The sequence below is a fragment of the Rhodopirellula sp. J20-39 genome (genome assembly GCF_057365095.1).
Window position 1 is genome coordinate 475,529 of sequence record NZ_CP195123.1, and the last position, 21,274, is coordinate 496,802.

Here is a 21,274-nt window from a genome sequence, read left to right on the forward strand (position 1 = left end):
GCGAAGGGCCAGATGCGACAGCGCTGAAAAACGGCGGTGTTGCAGCCATTGAGATTGAGTTAACGAAAAACACCCGCGATGGATTTCTCCGTCGCGGGTGTTTTGATTTCAAAGCAGGTTGGTCACACGATCAGCGAGTCCTTTTTCGCCGAGCACGATACTCAATTTGCCTGTCGATGCGATCTTTTCGAGAACCTCGAGTTCTCGCAGTCGCATCAACGTAGGGTTGTCTGCCAACAACTTTGCCGTGTTGACCTGGCTTCGCATCGCTGCGGTTTCTTCTCGACGTGAGATCAGGTTGGCCTCGGCCGCCTTCTTGGCTTCGGTCACCTTGTTCATCAAGTCTTTCATGTCGCCGGGCAGGATCACGTCGCGAATACCCACCGACACAATTTTCAAACCAAGCGATCCGGCGCGGTCTCGGATACCGGTTTCCAGTTCCTCGATCACATCGTGTTTTCCAGCAAGAAACGCATCGAGTTCGCGTGCACCGATCACGCTTCGCAACGCTAGTTGCGTTTCGCGATACAGTGACTGACGAACATCCGTCGATGCACTGACAGCACGACGAGCGTCGTTCACCACATACGTGATGATGGCGTTCATTCGCAGTGTCACCTTATCGGCGGTCATAATTTCTTGACCGCTAACGTCGATTTGTGATTCTCGCATGTCAAGCTCGACAACCCGAGCTTCGGCAGCATCCTTCCAGAACGCGTACAACCCAGGAGTCAGCTCACCGACGAATCGGCCATCCAAGAACAACACACCCACGTGATCACGATTGACCGTGCAAACATCCAAATACTGGATCGCGTCCTTACCGCGGACGATCGATGGGAGTTGCTTGTGCTGTAGCTGAGCGTCCCGCAGGTTGACGACCTCGATGCGGACATCACGAACGTCATTCCAATATGCATATAGGCCAGGGCCAAGCACGCAGTTGAAACGACCGTCGATCCACACAAGAGCTCGCTCGTTGTCCTTCAGGTCAACGACTTCGGCCAACCCATCGAGAACGCCCGACTTCACAATGACGTCTAGCTGATCGTTGGTGTCGCGGTCGGTCAACCAAGGGGCTCGTTTGCTGACAATGTTCGTTTTGACCTTTCCGAACCGAGTGAAAACGTAATGATTACCTGGATTGATTAGGCCCGCGAATTCACCGTTACGGAACTGGAGGCCGATCTCGTAACTGCGGATATAGATCTTCTTAAACATCGTTTCCTCCGCTCTTGCGGACGTTGGGAGTGTCCCTGTCTTCTTGCTTCGAACTATTGGCTGAACAAGAAGTACAAGGACGGTAGAGTGATTTGCTAACGAAGGCTTTTGGGCAATCGATTGTTCGCCAATCGCAAGCGATCAACGCGGAAGTTGGTTCGGAATCATCGGCAGTGGCCGGCGTCGGCTCTATCGAACGTTTGGCGGCACTCGTTGCTTTTGACAGCGAACGCGATGCAAACATCGTTTTGAGTTTCTTCCGACACGGATCGAAGGTTCGTCTATCAACCTGCAAGGCGTCATCGCATGTTGCCAACTTCGTTAGTGACCGTGGTCACCTACGGGGTGGCTGATTGGACGAGGCAACCGAATGCCCGCCAGCTTCTTGGTAGACACGTTTGTGCCTGTTGAGCCTTGGTGTTGCATCGTTTGATACGAACCAAAGCGGTTTGCGTGACGGGATTCGAACCCGTGACCGTCAGGGTCATTTCCTGATGCTCTACCCACTGAGCTACTTCAGTTGATGCTCTTTTAGAACCCGTCTACGGAACACGGCTTCCCAATCGCTATGTCGCGAGACAAACCGTGCCGCCGGAACTCACATCAACCAACGCATCTACCTAGAGACGCAGAGCCCCGGCAAGTTCGCGCGTTGTTGAAATTCCTCTGCACAATCCGCTAGGTGCGATGTCCGGAATGTTCCAGCGCAAACCGCTTAGCTTGCGTTTTCAGATAGGAATTGATCCAAAAACTGCTTCATGAACGACTCGCGGTCTTCGGCCATGCGACGAGCGGTTTCGGTGTTCATCAATGACTTCAGCTTGAACAGCTTTTCATGGAAGTGGCCGACGCCGGTCTTTTCCGAAGAGGCATTGGGTAGATAAAACGGTTGCCCAAACGCCGCGCCGTATTCAATCGTACGGACGATTCCGATTGCACCCAAGGCATCCAGCCGATCGGCGTCCTGGACGATTTTTCCTTCAAGGGATAGCGGCTTGGCAGCGTCGCGTTTGCGAAACGAGATGTTGTCGACGATGTTCGCGACGTGCTCGATGTCCGTTTCGTCCGCACCGAGGTCATTAAGTATTTCACGAGTGAACTCGGCGCTGCGTTCGACGCCGTTATGGAACTTGGCATCACCGACATCGTGCAGCAATGCGGCAAGCTCGACGATCACCAAATCGCCGCCAGTTTCGGATTGAATCTGGCGAGCGGACGATAGGACCCGCAAAACATGATCCATACCGTGGCCTGCGGCTTGTCCGGCCATCCGCTGGGACACGATCTTTCGAACTTGGGCGACAAGTTCGAAGCGGTCAACTTGCTTGTTCATGTCAGTCATCAGGCTGGCTTGCTTGCGAGAACTATCTTCGATCTAAACTGCGCTGCAGCGTTAGACCTTTTGAATCAAGTTCATGCCTTCGCGGCCACGGTAGGTTAGCAATAAAGAGCCACTGGCAGCGCAGGCTTCGAAGATGTGTTCGAAGAAACCGTGTTCGCCAGGCCATGGGAAGGCAAAGAAAAGATCAATGTCGTCGATATCCATACCGATCTCGTCATACATGTCATCTTCGTCGGTATCGACGTTGCGAACCTCCGACGCGACTTCATCGAGACCTTCCACGTCGCGGGGGACAAAACTCCCACAGTAAATTTGTGCGGAGTTATCGAGCGATTCAGCGACCGCGTTGGCTTCCTTGACTAGTCGTTGTTCAATCTCGATGCCTACGGCTTTCATCCCACGCAGCGCCGCTAGCATGGCGGCAACACCAAAGCCCGCGCCCCACTCGCAAAAACGATCACCGGTCAGTAAGTGATTCTGCTCAATCCAGCTCAACGCTTGGTCTACAAGATGGAAGTCGCAGGTGACAAAGTTTTCGATCACTGTTTGATCGGCCAACATGAAAGCCTCGATGGCGTCGTTGGCGGTGTCGATCAGCGTTTCAGCACCGTTTGAGTATTCGAGGTGCTTGATCGAGTCGGGGATTTCAATTTCTTGGAGTGGCATCGCAATCGGCAGGTTGGCTGGTCGGGATCTTCTATCACGGATCCGAGTAGTTCAATCAAACAGCGCGAATGCTGGTGCCGTCATCATTCAGAGCAAACAGTTTTTCCTCGTGGCCCGCCACTACTTGATGAACTTGCTCGACGGTGATTGATTTACCGGATGCGTTGGCCGCTTTCACCAATTCTTCAATGTTCAAGAAACCATAGGGGTCCCGTTTTAGCCCGATCGAGCCCGGTTCGTGCCGCAGAATGTAGGTGAGGTATTTGCTGATTTTGGTGAGTCGTTTGTTCATGGCGGCAGTGTAATCGACGAACTCAATTTTGGGGATCGTGGAGGTGACAGAGTAGATTGCCCGCTGCCGAGACTGGGCGATCGAGCTAGCATCCGGTCTGGTATTGGGCGATAAAACGTTGGTCAATCCAAGTTTTTAAGTGCCAACACCAGCGAGAATGAAATGTGAATCGGCCGTATTCCAGGATCGCTTTTCCGTCCCCGGTATTGAGCAGTTTCAGGAAATCAGATTGCGGCTCAAACGGTTCAGTCGGTTCACCCGAAATCACCGCCCGCAAATTGTTCCACAGCACCGGAGCCTGCCGAACGGCATAGACTCCCGCTTTGGGCCAGGGGGACGGAATGAAGGTCCCCGAGTCTCCGACCGCAAAGATGCGAGGATCGGAAACCGACTGGAGTGTCCTGGAAATGGACAAGAAACCACGATCGTCGGTCGTCAAGCCGAGTTGCTTCAGCACCGGTGGGCCGGTCGCGCCGGTAGACCAGATCACGCAATCCGCCTCGAAACGGCGACCATCTTCGGCAACGATCTCTTCGGCAGTAACCTCGGTCACACGGCAATGATTGTGGACGACGATGCTTCGTGATTTCAAAATTTTCTCGATCCTGCGAACGCTTCGGGCGGTCATTCCATTGGCGACGTGGTCGCCGCTGGTGAAAATCTCGATCGAGGTGTCATCGGACGAATTCGTTTTTCGTAGGTGTTGTTCCAAACAAAACGCCGTCTCGACACTCGCGACTCCACCACCCACGATTGCGATCTTGATTGATGGTTTGTCGAGTTGCCGCACCGCGTCGAGTCGGACGTTCAGCCGCTGCAAGAATGTCTGCATGGGCTTGATAGGGACGACCGAAGGTGCATCGAGGTGTTCGTCCCAACCGGCTGGCATGGATCCGACACCAACCGAAATCACATCGAATGGAATCGCGTCGTGGTTCTTGAAGTGAACGGTAGACGTTTTGAGATCGAGGTGGCTGGTGTCGGCGAGCAGCAGCTTTGCATCGGCTTGATCGGCGAGGCATTGCAGCTCAATTCGCATCTCGTCGTCGCGGAATTGATCACCCAGCGTGCCTGGAAGCATGCCTGAATAGGTTGCCGTCGGGTATTGGCTGATGCAGGTTAATTGGCATCCTGGAATAGGGTCACTAGCCCATTGTTTCAAGACGTGGGCGTTGGTGTGTCCGATTCCTAAAAGGACGATCTGTTTATCGGTTTGAGTCACCGATTCGGACGATAGGCGGGTCACGAGGATCGCAGCCACGATGTGTAGCCGCCACTCAAGTTAACGACGTTGTATCCGCGCTGCATCAAGACTCGGGTGGCGAGATATCCACGTTGCCCCACTTTGCAATACGCTGCGATCGTCTTGTCTTTAGGGACTTCGTCGACACGCTCCCGCAGGACTTCGATCGGGATATTAGTCGCCCCTGGAAGGTGGCCGGCGGCGAATTCAGCTTCGCTGCGTACATCCAACACGAACATCTCGGGACCGATTGAGCCGACATGGACGACGGGTTGGTCGCCGCGGATCACTCCCGAGGCAACGAAGCCCGCCATGTTGATCGGGTCTTTGGCATGCCCGTATTGAGGTGCGTAACACAGTTCGGCCTCTTCCATGTCTTCCACGGTCATGCCGGCCTGGATAGCCATCGCGATCACGTCGATGCGTTTGTCGACGCCGTCCCCGCCCACGCACTGCGCACCCAGGATGACGCCCGTCTTAGGATCGAATAGCAACTTCAGTGTCAGGGCTTCCGCGCCGGGATAGTATCCGGCGTGGTTGGCGGGGTGAATGTAGATCTTTTCATAGTCAAGATTCAGTCGCTTGAGTTGTTTTTCACTCAAGCCGGTCATCGCGGCGGTCTTGTCAAAGACACCAACCACGGCTGTTCCCTGGGTGCCGCGATAGCTGGACTTGCGACCGAAAATATGGTCGGCTGCGATTCGTCCCTGCCGATTGGCTGGGCCAGCCAAGGGGATCTGCGTCGGTGTTTTGGAAACGAAGCAATTTACCTGGGTGACATCGCCAACGGCGTAAATATTTGGGTCACTCGTTTGCATCTGATCAGTCACGATGATGCCGCCCCGGTCACCGAGCCGAATCCCCGCGTCAGCGGCAAGCTGGCTTTCTGGGCGAACGCCAATGCAAACCACCGCGAAATCAGCTTGCAAGGATCGTCCAGACTTTAGCTGGATCGTCAGCCCGTCATGGCTATCGTCGAAGCTTGTTGCTGATTCGCCAAGCAAGATTTCAACACCTTGTTCGCGAATGTGTTGATCAATTGGCTCGATCATTTCCTGGTCCCACGGCGGCAGAACCTGGTCGCTCAATTCGACGATGGTGGTGTGGATTTCTCGGCGGACCAAGTTTTCGGCGACCTCGATGCCAATGAAGCCGGCTCCGACAATGACAGCTCGTGACGCCCCCGAGGTAGCCAGTTCGTGCATACGGTCAGCATCATTGAGATCACGTAGTTCAAGGACGCGCGGGCCATCAATCCCCGGCAACGGCGGCCGGAAAGATGAGGCTCCGGTGGCGATGATTAGTTTGTCGTAGGTCTCGGTGTACTCTTCGCCGGATTCCAGATTTCGGACGATGACTTGTTGTTCGTCACGTTGAATTCGTACGACTTCGCTGCGAACGCGAACGTCCAGTCGATGCCGTTGTCGCAACATTTCAATCGGCGCGACCAGCAATTTGTTTCGAGATTGGATCTTCCCGCCGACATAGTACGGCAGACCACAGTTGGCGAACGAAGGATAATGCCCTCGTTCCAACACAATGATCTCCGCGTCGTCACAAAGCCGTCTTGCTCGCGCCGCTGCTGATGCGCCGCCAGCGACTCCACCTACGATAACAATCTTCATCAATTAACTCCCTAACCCATCTTGTTGTGCTGCAAAACGTCGGTCGTCACTTGGTTTGACACTGACCGCTGTCGCATTGATTCCAGGGCATTTTGGAAAGTGCCATTCCCATTCCACATGTATCGGTGATACCGGCAAACATCAGCCCCGCACCGATGAAGGCGGACAGGCCGACGAAGTATGGATGGACAAAGAATCCGAGCACGGCACCAAGTAGCGTTAGAAAACCAGCGACTATCCGAACTTGGCGTTCCAACGAAACCGCTTGCTTACCACGCACGACTGGCAGTCCGGCTTGTACCCATGCGGTAGTCCCGCCTTCAACGTTGACCACGTTGTCGATACCAGCGTTCAAAAATTGCTGCACCGCTTTAGTGGACCGACCGCCTGACTTGCAAATCACGTACAGCGGGTCAGTCGACGTACCGTTGAGCGACGCGACAATGGATTGCGGATCAAGAGAATCCAAGGGGAAGTTCTTTGCACCAGTCGCGTGCACCTCGCGGTACTCCGTTGGCATCCGAACATCGACGAGGTTGATGGATCCGTTGCCTGTCTTGTTGGCCAATTCTGAAACACTGATCGTTTGCATTGCCTATCCTTGAGTTGTCCTACGATCGTCTAAGGACGACGTGGGGTTGAAGAGTCTTTTTTCTCGTTCCGTTGAGACAGATCGATCGCCGGGTTTGGGGCGATTGGGTTCGGTCGATTCGTCGCCGAAACTTTGCTGTGTCTATTTCGGCGGTAGGAACCGAGACTCAACGCAAGCCATCAGGCTTTCGAGATGCGGTTCAGCGATGGTGTAGTAAACGCGGCGTCCTTCTCGTTCGCTATTGAGAAAACCGCATCGTTGCAGCAGTCGTAAATGCTCGGACCCGACGTTGTCGGGAATCTCGCAATCGGCGGCGAGTTCTCCCACGGTGTATCGTCCATGCAGCAGCATTTGAACGATTCGCAGCCGAACAGGATGAGCCAGCGTCTTCAAGCACTCCGCTGCGTCAGCAAAGTCATGCACACTTCCCCGTGGCTTGTCGGGAATTGTGGCTTTTGAATCGCGTTTCTTGGGGCCGGATTTTTTCGCCATCAGTCTCTCCAAATAAGTTGACTCATTTTTATATCGTGAGATCACGATGTGTCAAGGTGTGTTGCTTACTTGGGGTATTCGGGCGAACGAAGTGTTCATCCATCGTGCACATCCGCATCCGCACGCGGGAAGATATCTCAATGGGGATGGGTGTCTAACTAGGAAATCTTGTTCCAAAGGCTGGCGAAAAATCCCATCAGGACATTGCCTTGTTCGGCTTCTCGTTCGAGATCCCGCTGTTCCTTCTGGGCCGTTTCGAAGAATCTCTCTAACGCTGCAAGTTCGCCTTGGTCGAGCCAAACACCGGCACAATGGGTGCATCGATCGACCATGATTTGAGAGCAATAAGCGTACTCTCTGGACTCGAGCGGCTCGCTGCATTTCGGGCAACTGATGTCCCGCTGCATTTCTTGTCGGGCCATCTCGTAAGCTTCGGAAACCGTATCAACACGTCCGAGTTCAAGTGTGTAGTCTCGCTCGGAAATCTCTTGGATCGACTTCAGCTCACCCGCGTCCAGCCAAATCCCCGAACACGTTGGGCAGCGATCAACCGTTACGGTGTCTTCGTACTTTTCGTTGACCAGTGTTGATCCATCACGTGGGCACTTCATCGGTCATTTCCTTTGGTCGGAGATAAAGAATGGACGGCAGTACGAAGATACCCCTCGGAGGCCAAGCGGGAAAGCCTGTCACAAGCGTTGATGCGATTCAACGCATGGTCGCTTCTGTGGTTTTCGACAAAGGTTTCATATGAGTCGATGCGTTTGGTGGAGTGACTTTTGCAGCCTGCGTTGAATCGGTGGCCGGTTCGCCTCGCATGAACGTGGATTTCTCAACATCCGCCGCTTTTAGCTGCTGGGTCGTCACTGGCAACCACAGCGATGTTGAGGGAATGTAGGTGATAATAAGCAATGCAACGATCATCGAACCAAAAAACGGTAGCATCGTCTTGGTAACCTTCGCGATGGTCGTTTTGCCAACACCGCACCCAATAAACAAACACGTTCCTACCGGCGGCGTGCAAAGGCCTATGCAGAGGTTGGCGATCATCATGATGCCGAAATGAACCGGATGCATGCCTAGCTTTTCCACCACCGGCAAAAAGATGGGGGTGAAGATAAGCACAGCGGGCGTCATGTCCATAAACGTGCCCACGCAAAGCAACAGCACATTGATCGTTAGCAGAATGACGATCGGGTTGTCGGATAGTCCTAATAGAGCGGCGCTGACGGTTTGTGGGATGTTGGCCATCGTCATGATCCAGCTCATGCCTGAACTGGCGCCGATTAACAGCATCACAATCGCGGTCGTGATCCCAGTTTGCAAAAGCAGTTCGGGCATATCGGATAGCTTGATTTCGCGATAAACCACTACCGAAAGCAATAAGGCATAGACCACTGCGATCGCAGCCGCTTCGGTCGCCGTGAAGACGCCTGACAAAATGCCGCCAATCACGATCACGATCAAGAACAAGCTTAAGAACGCTCGTTTGAAGCTGACGAGAATTTCCAGCAGCGACGATCGCGGTTCGCGGGGGTAGTTGTTTCGCACTGCGAACGCACCGCACACGAGCATGATGAATAGGCCGGTGATCAAGCCCGGCAATACGCCTGCCATGAACATGGCGGCGATTGAGACCGATCCCGCCGCGACCGAGTACACGATCATGATGTTGCTTGGCGGGATCAACAGGCCGGTTGTCGCCGCGGTGGTCGTCACGGCGACATTGAATTCGCGGTTGTATCCTTTGCGATTCATCTCCGGGATCATGAAGCCACCGACCGACGAGACCGCTGCAGCTGCTGAGCCAGAGATTGATCCGAACAACATGCATGTCAGTGTGTTGACGTAAGCGAGGCCGCCGGGCAGGAACCCAACCAAAGTGGCCGCAAAGTCAATCAGTCGACTGGCCATCCCTCCGCGACCCATGAGGTGACCCGACAAAATGAAAAACGGGATGGCGAGCAATGCAAAACTGTTGACTCCGTTGGCCATATTCGCAGCGACCACCACAGTCGGGTCAGTACCATCGGCCAGGATGGCAACGAATGTGGACAGGGCAATTGCAACCGCGATTGGTACGTCCATGACCAACAACAGCACAAAACACACGACCAGGATTAGGGCAATGGTTCCCATCAATCTTGTCCCTCGGTGGTTTGTGAATCGTTTGTCGGTGCGCTCGATGTCGTGATGGTTTCAACCAGGTTTTCCAGTGTGTACAGGACCATGAAAAAACCTGACACGGGTAAAGCTAGATAGATGTAACCCATCTTCCAGCCTAAGGCCGGTGTGATCTGTTCCATGGCGAGTGTGTCGCTGACCAAGCAACTGCCGCCGTACAGAAAGATAGCTCCTGCGAAAAAGAGCACGATCAACTCGCTGAGCACAGCCATCAACTTTCTTGCGTCGGGATGGAACTTGCCGACAAAGTAATCGACGCCCAAATGCCCCTTGGTCCCGAACGCCACCGCTCCGCCCAACATCGATACCCAGATAAGTAAGTAGCGAGCGAGTTCTTCAGTCCAGTTGGCTTGTTGGCCCATCGCATATCGAGTGAACACGCCCCAAACTACATCCAGTACCAGCAAGGCAACGGCGATGATCAAGGTCAGCTCAAGCAACTTCGTTGAAACGGATCTCAGCCTGGATAGAGCTTGTCGCATCACTTGATCTCCGCGATTTGTTGCAGCAGATCATTGACCGACTCGTTTTCAACCGCTTCGTGCATGGGGGTGACCATTCTTGCGAAAGCTTCGGTATCGACTTCGTAAATCGTCACGCCTTCGTTCTCCGCCTGGGCGGCAGCTTCGGCGGTCATCGTTTGCCAAAGCTCCCGCTGATAGACCGACGACTCGGTTGCCGCTTGTTGCACCCATTGTTGCGTTTGAGTATCCAGACGGTCCCAGGCTTTTGTGCTGATTAGCAACATGTCGGGGATACGAGTGTGCCCGTCGAGCGTGAAGTGCTTGCAGACCTCGTAGTGCTTGTTGGTCGAAAAGCTAGGCAGGTTGTTTTCGGCCCCGTCGACGGTGCCTTGGGCGAGTGCCGAATAGAGTTCACCCCAAGCAATGGGCGTGGGAGCGCCGCCCATCGCCTTAACCATCTCGATCGCGGTCGGGCTGTTCATCACCCGAACCTTCAAACCTTTTAAGTCGCTGGGTGTTCGAATGGGAGTGCTTTTGGTGTAAAAGTGCCGGCTGCCCGCATCGTAATAGCAAAGCCCCCGCAGGAACTTGGTTTCGCCGCCTTGCAGGAGTTGCTTGCCGATGTCACCGTCGATGACCGACCAGTAGTGTTGGTCGTTGCGGAAGACGTAGGGATAGCTAAAAACGGCCATTGACGGAATGAAGTTCTCCATCGCCGCCGCTGACGTTTTGGTCATCGCCAGCGATCCATTTTGAAGCTGTTCGATGCACTGGGTTTCGGACCCTAATACCGCACTGGGATAGATATCGATCGTGACGGTGTTACCGGACAATTCTTCAAGACGTTCCTTCATTCGCTCCATGGCTTGATGGACCGGGTGACCGGTGTCGAGTCCGTGACCGAGTTTAAGGACCAGCCGATGATTGCCCTGGCCGCCGGCACCTTGTGGGCTCATTTTTTGCGAACGCACGAACAGGGCAAACGCGATGGTAGCGAACAAGCAACCGGCCAGCAGTCCCGCCGCGAAGATAGAAACGGATTTGTTAACGGGACTATTCCTTTACGAGTGGATTGCCAATGGGGTCATGGCTGCTGAAGTTCGCTCGATATCCAAAGCTACTCGGTGTTCAGCGAGAACCCTTTTCGCCAGTTAGTTCAGTTCGTCGAATTGGCGATGCATGGACTCGGTTGAGAGGCCATTAAAACATCACCCCTTCGCACCCCACCGCCAAAACGGAGAGTTCCGGATCGGATCAGAATGCCGTCTATCTTAGTAGGGCATCGCAGCAGGCATTTTGGACGTCTAGCTCAGAATCTACACGAAATTCACGTTGAACCCGGCCACCGTGAAGCGATGTAGACGCTCCGGTGGCTTTGTTTGAAGCCGTTGAACTGATTCGCAAAAAGGAGCTTATCTCGCGTATGTCGCTATTTTGCTGGCGATAAGCTATGCGTGGGAGGCCAAAACTTCATTTGCTAGCCAGACGCTCATCCGAGCCGGTCACCGCCTCGGAATCGTCGTCTGAGCAAGTCCCGAATAGACAAGAGTCCTAGCTTTGGTGGCCGTCAGCAATTTGGCCTTCTTTGATGACGATGCTGATGCCATCTCGAATCTGCAAATCGGTCTCTTCGCCTTCGTGGTCAATGCCGGCTGAGTTGGTGATCTTCACGTTTGTGCCGATGCGGCAGTTCTTGTCCAAGATCGCACCGCTGATGTAGCTGCCTGATCCAACGCCCAGAGGCAGTCGTCCATCCCGCTGCGTGCCGCGCGTTTCGATAAAGTCGGCACCCATGACCACGCTGTCTTTGATCGTGACGTTATCGCCGATGACGGTGCGCAATCCAATGACGCTGTTTTCGATCGTGACGTTGTTACCAATGTTGCATCCGTCGGCGATTAGGCTGCCTTTAACGGTGCTATCACCCATAATGGTGGGCGGCAAGAAGCGAGGCCGACTGTAGATCGGTGAGTTGCGGTTGCGAATGTCGAACGGTGGGTTTTTGCCAGCCAGGGAAAGGTTGGCTTCATAGAAGCTGCGAATCGTTCCGATGTCTTCCCAATAGCCATCGAACAGGTGCAGTTGCACTTTGTGCGTGTTGATTGCTTCGGGGAAAACCTCTTTGCCGAAGTCGCTGTGTAGGCTGTTTTCGAGCAGTTCGACCATCAGGTCTTTATCGAAGATGTAAAGTCCCATACTGGCCAACAAGTCGCGGCCCTGGCTAGGAATGCCACGGGCGTCAATCCAACTGGGGTCCATTCGGACGGGAGCAATTTCTTCTTCGGTTTGTGGCTTTTCGACAAAGCCGCGAACTTGGCCGGACTCATCGACTTGCATGATCCCGAGGGCGGACGCATCTTTGCGGGTGACTGGGATCCCGGCGATGGTCGCGGCCGCGCCGGATTCGATGTGGGTCCGCATCATGTCGCGGAAGTCCATCCGGTACAGTTGGTCACCCGACAGAATCAAGACGTGTTTGATCCAACTTTCACGCAAGTGGACCAGGTTCTTGCGAACGGCATCCGCGGTGCCTTGGTACCAATCTTCGCCGGAGTTGACGGTTTGTTGAGCGGCGAGCAATTCGACGAAGCCACCACTGAAGTGATCGAACGTGTAGGTTTGTCGCAGGTGGCGGTGCAAGCTTTCGGACAGAAACTGGGTCAGGACGTAGGCCTTGTTCAGACCGCTGTTGATGCAGTTACTGATCGGGATGTCAATCAGCCGATACTTGGCCGCCAACGGGACAGCTGGTTTTGCACGAATTTTGGTCAGGGGAAAAAGCCGAGTCCCGCGTCCGCCGCCTAAGATCAGGGCGATAGTGCTGCTCAGGTCAGTGCTGCTGGTTTCTTGTTTGTTGACGCTCATGCGGGAATTGTCCGTTGCGGGGAGATGCGGTGTCGGGATCGGCGGCTACCAGTATTTTTCAAAGCGAATGGTACCCGCTTGATGTTCAGTTACATCGTCACGGAAACCGGCTTGTCTTAATAACGGTAGCATACCAGGATTTTCGGGGGTTGCGGTGCCCACAGGGACGTATCCGATCATGTCTGGGTTGCCGCACAGGAATACATGAGTGTTCGCCGGGGATAGGTCAACTTTGGCGAGTTCGGCCAGTTTGCCACTGGTGAACATCGTTTGCAAATATTGCTTTCCGACGTATTGCGGATGCGCGGCATCTAGGTTTTCGGGCTCGCGTGTTGTCAGCGGTAAGTACAAGTAATTCGGAAACCGCTTCATCAAGATTTCATGCTGGTGCTGGTAAGCCGAGTCGCGGTGATATCGGATGCTGGTCGCGACAATAATCCGTCCTCGATGGCCCAGCGATAGTAGCTTGGTGGCCATCGCGTTATGGGGGGCTTCCCCGGTGCCGGTACCCAAAAACAGCATCGTGTCGTCGGGTTCGAAATGACCCAGAACGTATTTACCAGTGATTTTGCGTTCGAGTACGATCCGGTCGCCAGCATGCTTGCCGAATAGACGAGGCGTCAGGGCGGGTGGCTTGCTAACCGCGGTCGCACCCCTGCGAACTAGCGTGATGTAGAACTCGAGATAGTCGATCTGATCAACGGGTGCCAAGTCGCCTTCGTCGGTCAGCATCGGACAGGAGATAGAGTAGGCCCGGCGGACTACCTTGCGGATCTTTTTAGCCGGAACGTCTTCAGGCTGAGTCCCTTTCAGCCGAGGCTCCCAGTTTCCCAAACCGATTGCGACATACTGTCCTGGCTCAAACGCGGGGATGGGATTATCGGGCCGAATGCGAAACTTAGCGAGATCTTCGGTCGTATCGATCCGATCGATGATGGTCGCATTGTAAAGCGTGTCGCGTAATTGCTGGCATTCATTTGAATCGGGCAGCAGGTGAGCTTCGTCTTTGAGCGTCGCGTTGGTTTGTCGGGCAGATTCAGGAACCAGGGAGGAGTCCTTTGCCTCTGACTTCAATGTCGAATCGGGCTCGGGTGGGGGAAGACTCACGGATTTCGTCCTTTTGCGATTCATCGGCTTGGGTGAAGCGAGGAGACTCCTACTATACTGGACCGATACGCCCAGTGGGGTTCCGGCTCGGGCCAGGAACGCACCGCTGGAACCTGGCGTGCGTGGTCTCGTGCGGTTGTCTGTTGGTACTGAAAGCCTTTTCGGGTAACCACGACCGCGACTAAAGACCACTGCACGTCCGATGCGGAATTCCTTTGAACTATTTTCTAAGAGTTACTTTCATGCTTCCTTGTCAGTTGCGTCTTTCAGCCGGTCCTTATCGGGCGCGTCGCATTCGATCGCTTGCAGCGATCGGCATGTTGGTAGTCATGTGTTCCACTGCCATCGGTGAAACCTGGACCAGTCTTCAGGGAAACCGTTCGGTGGAAGCCAAGATGTTGGGTTTGTGGGAGGATCAAGTTGTGTTATTGATGCACGGTGGTCGCCGAGTCCAAGTGCCGATGGACAGCCTCAACGCGACCAGCCGCATTCAAGCTCGCAAACTGGGAGCGACCTTAGCGGCTGCTCGAGACCAATTGCGGATTGAACTTCAGCGTCGTGCTGAGGCCGAAGCCGCGCCCGCTCCGGATCCGCTACCGACTCCTGAACCCGCCCAGGCTTACGTGCCGCCGCAGCCGGACATGTCGCCGGACGAAGCTTTGCAACATATCCAAGATCAACTTCGTAACGGGCACCCGGTCGTGCTCTACGACAGTTTGCCGATGAGCTATCGCGGGGACCTGAATCAATTGGGCTCGCTGTTTTTGAAAAAGTTGAATGCCAACGATTGGAATAACACGTTCACGCAGTTGCACAGCGTGGCGGATTTGCTGGTCAGTCGACAAAACTGGATTTTCTCGCACCCGCGAATGACCCGAGAGGTTGCTGGTGAGCGAGAGCCTGACGAAACCGGCCGAGCACTCAGTGAAGCCGGAACGGTCTATGAAAAATTAGTTCTGCCCGCGGCCGGCGCGATCCGCTTGGGGTTGCCGCCTAAGCAGTCTTCCGTTGCTGTGATCGCGTCCGAAGGGGTTGGACAGTGGTTGCAGAACCGGGATGTGGCGATGGCTCCCTATCTGGCTGGGCTGATCGGGCAATTTGCAAGTTTCGACAAAAACTGGACCGTGATCGATCCCGAATCCGAGGTCAAATCGGAACGCCACGTTCAAGCGGAAGTTTCGTCCGAAGATGGTTCGGTTTCACGAATCGTTGTGGCGATGTCCAAGGTGGATGGCTACTGGGTTCCAAAGAGTATGGCGGAAGGGTTCGCCGATTGGGTGAAGGAACAAACGACCGCGTTGGAAGCCTTTGATGACGGTTCACTGACGTTAAACGAGTGGCTCGGTGGCCAGGTGATCGCCGCACCACCATCCGATGATGCGAGGGAAGACGATCCGGATTATGGGCGACAAGAGTTTGAAGAATTCGACGAGTTTGATGAATTTGGTGGACGGGAGCCTCGTGCAAGATTGCAAGAGGGCGAGTTGGCGGTAAAGGAGAAGTTCGACCCAGCGGTGATTACGAGTGAACGGGTCGGAACCGGGTTGTTGTTAGTGGAAACGCTCGGACGAATGGTTCAGCCGTTGATGGCTGCCCAGGACGAATTGAGTTTTCATCAAGCAGTGGAAGAGCTCGCCTCGCCGATTTCAAGTTGGTTCGATATGCTTCGTCCATGAATCAAACAAGGATCGCGATCGTCGGTGGAGGGCTATCGGGCTTGGCCGTGGGCTGTCATCTGCGGCTGCTAAGTGCGGAATTGCCGAACGCCCCAGAGATCAGTCTCTTTGAAGCATCCGATCGATTGGGCGGTGTCATTCACACCGAGACCATCGATACCCAAGCTGGTACTTTTACGGTGGACCATGGCGCGGACATGTTCACCACCAACCCACCGGCCGCCATTGATCTATGTCGTCGGCTCGGCGTTGCTGATGAACTTTTGCGTCCCAAGCTCGAAGGGCGAGGAGCGATGATCGCTCGAGCCAACGGGCTGATTCGGATTCCCGAAGGCTTTGTGTTAATGCGAGCAACGAAATTGGGTTCCATGATGACCACGCCGTTGCTTTCTTGGGGTGGAAAGCTTCGCTTGCTGAAAGAGCGTTTTGTACGTCCACGCGAAGCAGAACTTGCGGACGAGAGCGTGGGTTCTTTTGTGCGGCGACGACTTGGCAAGGAATGCCTGGACAACATCGTCGCGCCTTTGGTGGCAGGAATCTACACAGCGGATGTCGACCGGCTGAGTATGGCGGCGACGATGAAGCCTATCTGGGACATGGAGTCTACCGACGGCTCGCTCGCTCGGGCAACACTTCGTCGCATCCGCAGCGGCCAGGATTCCACTGAACAAGGCAGCAGCGGAGCTCGCTATGAACAGTTTCGAGCGTTTCCCGGCGGCATGATCGGAATGATTCAGGCTCTTCGTGATGGTTTGGGAAGCGAACGGATTCATACCGAACACGCCGTGGAATCGATGCAGCGAATCGATGACGGACGATTCCAATTGTCTTGTTCCGATCAAGTGTTTGATCACGTCGTGCTAGCCACGCCGGCGCGGGTCTCAACCCGGATTCTGAAATCGCTTAATGCACAGCCGGGTGTAACGCCAGCCAGCGATCAACCAGCCAGCGATCAGCAAGAAGAACAATCCGCGGCAATCACCTCGGCGGCTTCGGTGTTGCGTAGCATCCCGTATGCGTCCACCGCGATCGTGGTGATGGGCGTGCCACGCAGTCGAGTTTCGCGATTGCCCAAGACGTTCGGGTTTGTGGTGCCGCCGAAAGAGAACCGCGTGGTGTTAGCGGGCAGTTTTGCCAGCGAAAAGTTTGCCCAGCGGGCGCCCGATGATCACGTCATTGTTCGGGCGTTTGTGGGGGGCGTCTTGCAGCCGGAAATTCTAAAGCGTGACGATGATCAGATCATTCAACGAGTCGCCGGTGAACTTGGCGAGTTGATTGGTCTCGATACGAATGATGATGTGCGTTCGTATGCAGCTTTTACCAAAGTCGTGCGGTGGACCAACGCAATGCCGCAATACGAAGTTGGCCATTTAGATAAGGTGGACCAAATTCAGTCGGCGATGAAACGCATCCCTGGCGTCTGGTTGCAAACCAACGCAATCGGCGGTGTTGGAATCGCGCCGGTCATTGCTTCCGCCCAGCGTACCGCCCAGGCGATCCTTGCGAAGGTCTCAGACGCCTGACATGCTGCATCGGCCTACTGACAACGCAACGTGATCAGTGATAGCTCGGGACGACATCGCAGACGCAACAGATGAACGCCACCCAGTCCTCGAGACACATGCATGGTTGTGGGGGCACGATAAAAGTCGCCCGACGCCCATCGGCTTCCATGCCAACTAGGGCTCAAGATTGGCCCAGCGATTGGCAACCGGCCCTGGCCTCCGTGAGTGTGTCCGCAAAGCATCAAGTCGACGTAGTGCTGGCGAGCCCAGTCAAATTGATCAGGACTGTGGCTCAAGCAGACTTGCAGGCAATTAGGCGATTCGCACTGCATCGCTTCCTGTTCAATATCTGACTCGGTTGGACGTCCAAACCAAGGGTATTCGTTGCCTATGATTAAGATCTCCGCATCCCGGCAAGATGCCAATTGGCAACGGCCGCCGACATCCGTCCAGCCGACCGATTCCATTGACTGACGGACTTGGTTTGGATCGGCTACGCGGGTGTCGTGATTGCCAAGGATGAAGAATCGCCCGTCCCGCGCCGTCGCCGGTCCGAACAAATCGGGAAGCCAATCGACACACTCTTGGACATCAACGATGTCACCGGTCAACGCCATCGTATCACTGTCGAATCGGTTGGCGTGTTCAATCACATTTTCGATGTAGCTGGGATTCACGTGACCGGTGAGATGGATGTCTGATAGGTGGGCGATCCGGTATCCATCCAGCGACGGTGATAAGTCTTTGAGTGGAATCTCAACGTGTTCGATCGCCAAGTCGAACATTTGATTTCCTGGAAGTCGGCTCGCCAATCGAGATTTGTCTGTTCGCGAATATCTCTGCATCGCCGCCGCATCGGCTTGCTCCGTTTGCACGCGTCGGATGACCGTCGCTTGCTGCACGCCGAAGATGGGACGCCACGTCAGCCACAAGACACCCAAGATTCCTCCGGCGACCAAGCACGCGGCACCATAGACTCGCAGCATGATAGGGAGGTGATACCAATGTCCGTTACCGGTCAGTAATTCTTGCAGTGGTTGGTATGCGACCATGGAGATCAAAAATAGCGAGATCCACATTTCCACGAACAAGATCTTTTCAGTTCGCTTAATGGTTCGGCGTTTCCAACCCAACGAATTCAGACGGTTGTAGGCGGCCAAGTGCAAACCGAAGTGAGCTAGCACGAAGAACGCGATAACGCCCCACGCAAGTTCCGCGGGGACTGCTTGACTGGCTGAGATAACGGGAAAACTCGAAAGCATGGTGAACACTCAGCTATCTCGCTGAGGAAGAGCTTTAGGCTTCATTACGGCGATCATCTTGGCCAGTTTTGGGTCTAATGAATCGCTCCAGCTTTCAATTTGGCAACGAAAGATCGCCAACGCCGCCGTCGGCAACGCGGCCATCTGGCCACACAGCCAACCGGCCGCTTCGCTGATTCCAGGATTGTGGGCTAGCACTAGTATTGTGGCGGGGCCGGGTGAAGGATCATCGTCGGCGACTAGGGTTTCCGTATGGAGAGTTTCAAAGATAGTATTCGGGGACGCCAGATAAAGCGGTGGGCAAATTGCGATTCGCGGCGGGCTGGTCCACTGTTGGAGCATTAGATCTGCGGTCTGTTGAGTGCGGGTCGCCGACGAGCAAAGGATCAGATCGGGGCGGTATCCCTGCTCGGAAAGCCATTGCGCCATTTCAGGTGCGTCTCGTTGCCCCCGTTGGTTGAGCGGACGATCATGATCTGAAAGCTCCGGCCCTGACCAGTCACTCTTGGCGTGACGCATCAAAATCAGCCGACGTTGGCCACCGCGTGGAGCGGCGTTTGAGGGCGCTGGGGCGGGGGAATCGTCCGTCGCGTTACTGCGATTCATGAAGTTTGCCTGAAGATAAGAATGTCAGCGAGATCGTTGCAACGTTGGCAAAGCCGCTATAGTAACCACCCCAGCGTTTGAGCGTCACGCCCATCCGTTTCACTCGTCTTTTGTAGGAACCCAAATGTCTTCTCTGATTAGTCGTTTTCTTGGCTGGCGATTCGCGACAATCGCTAGCGTCATTTTGGTTCCGACCGTGGCGTCGGCTGAAGATTGGCCCGCTTGGATGGGGAGCGAGCGTGAGGGTGTCTATCTAGATGAATCGATCATCGAAGAAATTCCCGGTTCGGGCCTGCCGGTACTTTGGCGAGCACCCATTGCCGGCGGTTACGCAGGGCCTGCGGTAGCCGATGGCAAGGTCTTCGTTTTTGATTACGTGAAACAGTCCGGTGAAGCTTTCAACGATCCGGGCAAGCGAGCCAATTTGTCTGGTAAAGAACGCTTGTTGTGCTTGGACCAGCAAACCGGCAAGCAATTATGGATTCATCAATACGAATGTCCTTACAGTGTGTCGTATCCCGCCGGTCCACGCTGCACACCTACGGTCGACGGTGATCTTGTCTTTTCGTTGGGTAGCGAAGGTAACTTGAAGTGCTTAAAGACCGATACTGGTGACGTGGTTTGGAGCAAGTCGTTGAAGGACGATTTCAATGCAACGGTTCCGATTTGGGGTTTTGCTTCGCACCCCTTGGTCGATGGTGAATTGCTCTACACGATGGTAGGCGGTGATGGGCAAGGCATTGTCGCATTTGACAAACGAACCGGCGAGGTGCGTTGGAAGAAGCTGGATACGCCGGCGGGATATTGCCCACCGTCAATCATCGAAGCAGCTGGCAAGCGACAATTGCTTGTTTATCACCCCTTTGGTGTTGATTCGCTGAATCCTGAAAACGGCGAGTCATATTGGAATGTTGAAATCTCGCCAGCGTTTGAAATGTCCATCGCCCGTCCGATGCGAGATGAGAATCTGTTGTACGTATCAGGCATTCGTACCGAATCGGTCATGCTGAAGATGGACGACAATTCCACCTCGGTAAGTGAACTTTGGCGAGGCGAGCGTGGCACGTCGGTCTTCAGTGCAAACAGCACTCCGATGTTCGTCGATGGGATTGTCTATGGAACGGATTGCAATGAAGGAAACCTGATTGCGGTGGATGCGAAAACAGGCGACCGGATCTGGACGACCTTTCAAGCGACTCGCCCTGAAGAAAAGCGTTTCGTCAAACATGGCACCGCGTTTCTGACGCGGATTGGCGATACAGATCGTTATCTTTTGTTCAATGAAATGGGCGATTTGCTGATGGCGAGATTAACCCGCCAAGGTTACAAAGAACTCGGTCGCTTTCATGCTGTTGAACCAACCAGTGAAGCGTTCGGACGGGACGTCGTTTGGAGTCATCCGGCCTATGCCGATCAAACCGCGTTCATCCGCAATGACAAAGAAATCATTGCCGTCAGCCTCAAACGCCAGAACTAGTTTTCACGACTGGGCCGTCGTGAAATGATTCCGGCTAGACACGGTCTCTAGCTGGGAAGCGGTATCATCTGTAATTGCACCGAAGCGACACCAGCCTGCACTACAAGCGGCTGGTACCCAGTCCATCGATTTGCTCGTTCAATGTGCAAATATCGTAGACGTAGCCGATGCCGAACAGACCGCCGGTCACCAGGTACAAGAGTCCCGTGATCCACTTGCTCATGTAAAACCGGTGAACGCCGAAAATACCAAGGAAGATCAGCAACACCCACGCCACGCTGTAATCGACCTCGTTGGGGCGGAAACGGGATTCCGCTTCGGCTTCCATTGACGGAATCAAGAACAGGTCGACGATCCAGCCAACCAGAAACAAGCCACCGGTGAAGAACCAAATCGCTCCCGTGATCGGCTTGCCGAAATAAAATCGGTGGGCACCGGTGAACCCGATCACCCAAAATAGGTACCCAATAAGTGCCGGGTGTGTTGGTTCCCGAGCGATACTGGATTCCCCGTTTTCGTGAGGAGGCAATCCGGATCCTGTGGGGGCAGATCCGGTGACGGGCGATTGGTAGGCTTGATAGGTGTTCATTTTTATTGGATTCGCTTGGGGTGGTTGGATATTGGTAATGAGGATGTTTTTTCTTGAAAATGCTAT

21 protein-coding genes and 1 tRNA gene are annotated in these 21,274 nt (G+C 54.4%); 4 read left to right on the forward strand and 18 right to left on the reverse strand.

Features of this window, described 5'->3' with window-relative positions; genetic code table 11:
* Positions 1 to 108: 108 nt before the first annotated feature.
* Positions 109 to 1,221 (reverse strand): slipin family protein, encoded by a 1,113-nt coding sequence (locus ACR3ZL_RS01575; RefSeq protein ID WP_473649636.1) that lies wholly within the window; start codon positions 1,219 to 1,221, stop codon positions 109 to 111.
* A 92-nt stretch (positions 1,222 to 1,313) separates the two neighbouring features.
* Here ACR3ZL_RS01575 and ACR3ZL_RS01580 point away from each other — a divergent pair, with 92 nt between their 5' ends.
* The gene (locus ACR3ZL_RS01580) at positions 1,314 to 1,574 is read left to right on the forward strand and encodes a hypothetical protein (protein WP_473649635.1); all 261 of its coding nucleotides are present in this window, start codon (positions 1,314 to 1,316) and stop codon (positions 1,572 to 1,574) included.
* Between the two features lie 102 nt (positions 1,575 to 1,676).
* Here ACR3ZL_RS01580 and ACR3ZL_RS01585 read toward each other — a convergent pair.
* The 14 genes from ACR3ZL_RS01585 to ACR3ZL_RS01650 all read right to left on the reverse strand — a co-directional run bounded on the left by ACR3ZL_RS01585 (position 1,677) and on the right by ACR3ZL_RS01650 (position 14,093).
* Positions 1,677 to 1,734 (reverse strand) — tRNA-His (locus ACR3ZL_RS01585).
* Between the two features lie 202 nt (positions 1,735 to 1,936).
* Positions 1,937 to 2,563 carry an HD domain-containing protein gene (locus ACR3ZL_RS01590; RefSeq protein ID WP_473649634.1) on the reverse strand — a complete coding sequence of 209 codons (627 nt, stop codon included), beginning with the start codon at positions 2,561 to 2,563 and terminating at the stop codon, positions 1,937 to 1,939.
* Positions 2,564 to 2,614: 51 nt separating this feature from the next.
* Complete coding sequence (locus ACR3ZL_RS01595) at positions 2,615 to 3,229, reverse strand: class I SAM-dependent methyltransferase (protein ID WP_473649633.1); 615 nt, start codon at positions 3,227 to 3,229, stop codon at positions 2,615 to 2,617.
* A 55-nt stretch (positions 3,230 to 3,284) separates the two neighbouring features.
* Positions 3,285 to 3,521 carry an RNA 2'-phosphotransferase gene (locus ACR3ZL_RS01600; protein WP_473649632.1) on the reverse strand — a complete coding sequence of 79 codons (237 nt, stop codon included), beginning with the start codon at positions 3,519 to 3,521 and terminating at the stop codon, positions 3,285 to 3,287.
* A gap of 85 nt (positions 3,522 to 3,606) precedes the next feature.
* On the reverse strand, positions 3,607 to 4,767 hold the full coding sequence (locus ACR3ZL_RS01605) for an FAD-dependent oxidoreductase (protein ID WP_473649631.1): 1,161 nt from the start codon (positions 4,765 to 4,767) through the stop codon (positions 3,607 to 3,609).
* The gene (locus tag ACR3ZL_RS01610) at positions 4,764 to 6,389 is read right to left on the reverse strand and encodes an FAD-dependent oxidoreductase (protein WP_486173163.1); all 1,626 of its coding nucleotides are present in this window, start codon (positions 6,387 to 6,389) and stop codon (positions 4,764 to 4,766) included. The genes ACR3ZL_RS01605 and ACR3ZL_RS01610 overlap by 4 nt, the downstream gene beginning before the upstream one ends.
* A 46-nt stretch (positions 6,390 to 6,435) precedes the next feature.
* A complete protein-coding gene (locus ACR3ZL_RS01615; RefSeq protein ID WP_473649628.1) occupies positions 6,436 to 6,981 on the reverse strand; it encodes a rhodanese-like domain-containing protein in 546 nt (181 codons plus the stop codon).
* A gap of 141 nt (positions 6,982 to 7,122) precedes the next feature.
* Entirely contained in the window at positions 7,123 to 7,473 is a 351-nt protein-coding gene (locus ACR3ZL_RS01620) for an ArsR/SmtB family transcription factor (RefSeq protein WP_473649627.1), read from the reverse strand.
* Between the two features lie 158 nt (positions 7,474 to 7,631).
* The gene (locus tag ACR3ZL_RS01625) at positions 7,632 to 8,084 is read right to left on the reverse strand and encodes a TFIIB-type zinc ribbon-containing protein (protein WP_473649626.1); all 453 of its coding nucleotides are present in this window, start codon (positions 8,082 to 8,084) and stop codon (positions 7,632 to 7,634) included.
* Positions 8,085 to 8,181: 97 nt separating this feature from the next.
* The gene (locus ACR3ZL_RS01630) at positions 8,182 to 9,612 is read right to left on the reverse strand and encodes a TRAP transporter large permease (protein ID WP_473649625.1); all 1,431 of its coding nucleotides are present in this window, start codon (positions 9,610 to 9,612) and stop codon (positions 8,182 to 8,184) included.
* The gene (locus ACR3ZL_RS01635; protein ID WP_473649624.1) at positions 9,612 to 10,139 is read right to left on the reverse strand and encodes a TRAP transporter small permease; all 528 of its coding nucleotides are present in this window, start codon (positions 10,137 to 10,139) and stop codon (positions 9,612 to 9,614) included. The genes ACR3ZL_RS01630 and ACR3ZL_RS01635 overlap by 1 nt, the downstream gene beginning before the upstream one ends.
* Positions 10,139 to 11,092 (reverse strand): TRAP transporter substrate-binding protein, encoded by a 954-nt coding sequence (locus tag ACR3ZL_RS01640; RefSeq protein WP_473649623.1) that lies wholly within the window; start codon positions 11,090 to 11,092, stop codon positions 10,139 to 10,141. The genes ACR3ZL_RS01635 and ACR3ZL_RS01640 overlap by 1 nt, the downstream gene beginning before the upstream one ends.
* A 580-nt stretch (positions 11,093 to 11,672) precedes the next feature.
* Positions 11,673 to 12,986, reverse strand: a complete 1,314-nt coding sequence (locus tag ACR3ZL_RS01645) for a glucose-1-phosphate adenylyltransferase (RefSeq protein ID WP_473649622.1) — start codon at positions 12,984 to 12,986, stop codon at positions 11,673 to 11,675.
* A gap of 45 nt (positions 12,987 to 13,031) precedes the next feature.
* Positions 13,032 to 14,093, reverse strand: a complete 1,062-nt coding sequence (locus ACR3ZL_RS01650; protein WP_486173164.1) for a ferredoxin--NADP reductase — start codon at positions 14,091 to 14,093, stop codon at positions 13,032 to 13,034.
* Positions 14,094 to 14,335: 242 nt separating this feature from the next.
* Between ACR3ZL_RS01650 and ACR3ZL_RS01655 the strand changes: the two genes are divergently transcribed.
* On the forward strand, positions 14,336 to 15,769 hold the full coding sequence (locus tag ACR3ZL_RS01655; protein WP_473649620.1) for a hypothetical protein: 1,434 nt from the start codon (positions 14,336 to 14,338) through the stop codon (positions 15,767 to 15,769).
* Positions 15,766 to 17,292 (forward strand): protoporphyrinogen oxidase, encoded by a 1,527-nt coding sequence (hemG, locus tag ACR3ZL_RS01660; RefSeq protein ID WP_473649619.1) that lies wholly within the window; start codon positions 15,766 to 15,768, stop codon positions 17,290 to 17,292. The genes ACR3ZL_RS01655 and hemG overlap by 4 nt, the downstream gene beginning before the upstream one ends.
* Positions 17,293 to 17,306: 14 nt before the next feature.
* Here the strand turns inward: hemG and ACR3ZL_RS01665 are convergent, their stop codons facing one another.
* Entirely contained in the window at positions 17,307 to 18,536 is a 1,230-nt protein-coding gene (locus tag ACR3ZL_RS01665) for a metallophosphoesterase (protein ID WP_473649618.1), read from the reverse strand.
* Positions 18,537 to 18,545: 9 nt separating this feature from the next.
* Positions 18,546 to 19,142 (reverse strand): SixA phosphatase family protein, encoded by a 597-nt coding sequence (locus ACR3ZL_RS01670; RefSeq protein WP_473649617.1) that lies wholly within the window; start codon positions 19,140 to 19,142, stop codon positions 18,546 to 18,548.
* 124 nt (positions 19,143 to 19,266) lie between these two features.
* On the opposite strand from ACR3ZL_RS01670, the gene ACR3ZL_RS01675 reads away from it, so the two are divergent.
* A complete protein-coding gene (locus tag ACR3ZL_RS01675; protein WP_473649616.1) occupies positions 19,267 to 20,619 on the forward strand; it encodes a PQQ-binding-like beta-propeller repeat protein in 1,353 nt (450 codons plus the stop codon).
* Positions 20,620 to 20,719: 100 nt separating this feature from the next.
* Here the strand turns inward: ACR3ZL_RS01675 and ACR3ZL_RS01680 are convergent, their stop codons facing one another.
* Positions 20,720 to 21,208, reverse strand: coding sequence for an NINE protein (locus tag ACR3ZL_RS01680; RefSeq protein WP_473649615.1), 489 nt, complete (start codon positions 21,206 to 21,208; stop codon positions 20,720 to 20,722).
* Positions 21,209 to 21,274: the final 66 nt, after the last annotated feature.

What these genes read in the sequence shown, in the direction of transcription:
- ACR3ZL_RS01595 (WP_473649633.1), bottom strand. Translation starts at nt 3,229, where the DNA reads ATGCCACTCCAAGAAATTGAAATCCCCGACTCGATCAAGCACCTCGAA.
- ACR3ZL_RS01680 (WP_473649615.1), bottom strand. Translation starts at nt 21,208, where the DNA reads ATGAACACCTATCAAGCCTACCAATCGCCCGTCACCGGATCTGCCCCC.
- ACR3ZL_RS01670 (WP_473649617.1), bottom strand. Translation starts at nt 19,142, where the DNA reads ATGAATCGCAGTAACGCGACGGACGATTCCCCCGCCCCAGCGCCCTCA.
- ACR3ZL_RS01675 (WP_473649616.1), top strand. Translation starts at nt 19,267, where the DNA reads ATGTCTTCTCTGATTAGTCGTTTTCTTGGCTGGCGATTCGCGACAATC.
- ACR3ZL_RS01575 (WP_473649636.1), bottom strand. Translation starts at nt 1,221, where the DNA reads ATGTTTAAGAAGATCTATATCCGCAGTTACGAGATCGGCCTCCAGTTC.
- ACR3ZL_RS01630 (WP_473649625.1), bottom strand. Translation starts at nt 9,612, where the DNA reads ATGGGAACCATTGCCCTAATCCTGGTCGTGTGTTTTGTGCTGTTGTTG.
- ACR3ZL_RS01665 (WP_473649618.1), bottom strand. Translation starts at nt 18,536, where the DNA reads ATGCTTTCGAGTTTTCCCGTTATCTCAGCCAGTCAAGCAGTCCCCGCG.
- ACR3ZL_RS01645 (WP_473649622.1), bottom strand. Translation starts at nt 12,986, where the DNA reads ATGAGCGTCAACAAACAAGAAACCAGCAGCACTGACCTGAGCAGCACT.
- ACR3ZL_RS01615 (WP_473649628.1), bottom strand. Translation starts at nt 6,981, where the DNA reads ATGCAAACGATCAGTGTTTCAGAATTGGCCAACAAGACAGGCAACGGA.
- ACR3ZL_RS01590 (WP_473649634.1), bottom strand. Translation starts at nt 2,563, where the DNA reads ATGACTGACATGAACAAGCAAGTTGACCGCTTCGAACTTGTCGCCCAA.
- ACR3ZL_RS01610 (WP_486173163.1), bottom strand. Translation starts at nt 6,389, where the DNA reads ATGAAGATTGTTATCGTAGGTGGAGTCGCTGGCGGCGCATCAGCAGCG.
- ACR3ZL_RS01635 (WP_473649624.1), bottom strand. Translation starts at nt 10,139, where the DNA reads ATGCGACAAGCTCTATCCAGGCTGAGATCCGTTTCAACGAAGTTGCTT.
- ACR3ZL_RS01600 (WP_473649632.1), bottom strand. Translation starts at nt 3,521, where the DNA reads ATGAACAAACGACTCACCAAAATCAGCAAATACCTCACCTACATTCTG.
- ACR3ZL_RS01625 (WP_473649626.1), bottom strand. Translation starts at nt 8,084, where the DNA reads ATGAAGTGCCCACGTGATGGATCAACACTGGTCAACGAAAAGTACGAA.
- hemG (WP_473649619.1), top strand. Translation starts at nt 15,766, where the DNA reads ATGAATCAAACAAGGATCGCGATCGTCGGTGGAGGGCTATCGGGCTTG.
- ACR3ZL_RS01620 (WP_473649627.1), bottom strand. Translation starts at nt 7,473, where the DNA reads ATGGCGAAAAAATCCGGCCCCAAGAAACGCGATTCAAAAGCCACAATT.
- ACR3ZL_RS01655 (WP_473649620.1), top strand. Translation starts at nt 14,336, where the DNA reads ATGCTTCCTTGTCAGTTGCGTCTTTCAGCCGGTCCTTATCGGGCGCGT.